The organism is Paraliobacillus salinarum (assembly GCF_014083865.1).
In the GTDB taxonomy this organism is placed as follows: Bacteria; Bacillota; Bacilli; order Bacillales; family Amphibacillaceae; genus Paraliobacillus; species Paraliobacillus salinarum.
In genome coordinates this window covers 1-1,358 of record NZ_JACEFA010000028.1, presented here as the reverse complement: position 1 = coordinate 1,358, position 1,358 = coordinate 1, and the positions used below count along the sequence as shown (strand labels likewise).

Sequence of the window (1,358 nt, the reverse complement as noted above, 5' to 3'; positions counted from 1 at the left end):
GCAGCTTGTTCAAAATGAGTTCGGTATTGTACCGGACTCATTTTAAATTTCGCCTTTATCCGTTTCATATTATAGTATTCTATATATTTTTCAAGTTCTTGTTTAAAGTGCTCTACACTTTCGAATTCCTTATAATAAAGAAATTCTGATTTCATAATTCCAAAGAAATTCTCTATCACCGAATTATCGTAACAGTTTCCTTTACGAGACATACTTTGTTTAATTCCTCTATTTTCGAGGGCATAACGATATTGTTTCATCTGATAATGCCAACCTTGATCGGAATGCATCAATAGTTTATGATCTTCTGGCAAGTAATCTAGTGCTTTCTTTAACATCTCCGAAACAAGTGAATACGTTGGTCTAGAGCTGATAGTATACGTAATAATTTCTCCGTTAAATAAATCTAATACAGGTGATAAATATAACTTTTCTCCAAATAATTTAAACTCCGTAATATCAGTAACCCATTTTTCGTTTGGGGCTTGCGCTGTAAATTGGCGATCTAAATGATTTGGTGCAATCTTACCAACCGTTCCTTTATAGGATTTATATTTTTTCATACGTACAAGGCACTTTAAACCTAGCCTTTTCATGATGCGTTGGACCTTCTTGTGATTTACTTTCTTCCCTCGGTTGACTAATTCATCACGAATACGACGATAGCCATATCGTCCTTCATGTTCATCGTAAATCGATTTGATCTCTGCTTTCAAATCAGCATCTGGATCTGGTCGCTGCATTCTCTTTATTAAATTATAATACGTGCTACGTGGAATACCAGCGAGCTTCACGAGCGACTTCACCGAATATTTATACCTTAACTCATAGACTATTTGTACTTTGTCTTGTTTGGTGATTTTTCCTTGTTTTGAACTAAGGTATTCAACTTTTTTAAATAGTCGTTCTCCATTTCAAGTTGTTTAATTCGTGCTTCAAGTGCATCAACTTTCCCTTTAGTTGGTGCTTGTTTTGGCTGTTTAGTAGATTTCTTTTTCATGGATGGACGCCCCTTTTGTCTTGGCTCAAGGGCATCTACACCGCCAATCTCCATCTTTTTTTGCCAATTATACACCATTGTATAACTAGAGATTTTAAAGAGAGCTGCGGTATCCATTAATGACGCACCAGAATGAACCATATAGTTTAGTACGTCTAGTTTAAAGCTAACAGGATAATTTGTATAGGTGAATTTTAATCCTTCTTCTCCATGTAATTCATATAACTTCAACCAATATTGGAATTGTGCTTTGGGAATAGCCATTTGTTTTGCATATTCACTTTGAGACATTACTTTTGGGGAATAGCCTTGAATAACATTTAATTTGATATCACTTGTATATTTGCTCATATAAAAA

General features: G+C 34.5%; 1 protein-coding gene. It reads right to left on the bottom strand.

Going from position 1 to position 1,358, the window contains the following annotated elements; translation table 11 throughout:
- Positions 1 to 1,351, bottom strand: a protein-coding gene (locus tag HP569_RS14240; RefSeq protein ID WP_182201812.1) for an IS3 family transposase whose coding sequence is annotated in 2 segments (ribosomal slippage) — positions 1 to 898 and positions 898 to 1,351 — 1,352 coding nt annotated over the 2 segments. Because the reading frame shifts where the segments join, the coding sequence is not laid out codon by codon here. This gene is flagged as partial in the annotation.
- Positions 1,352 to 1,358: the final 7 nt, after the last annotated feature.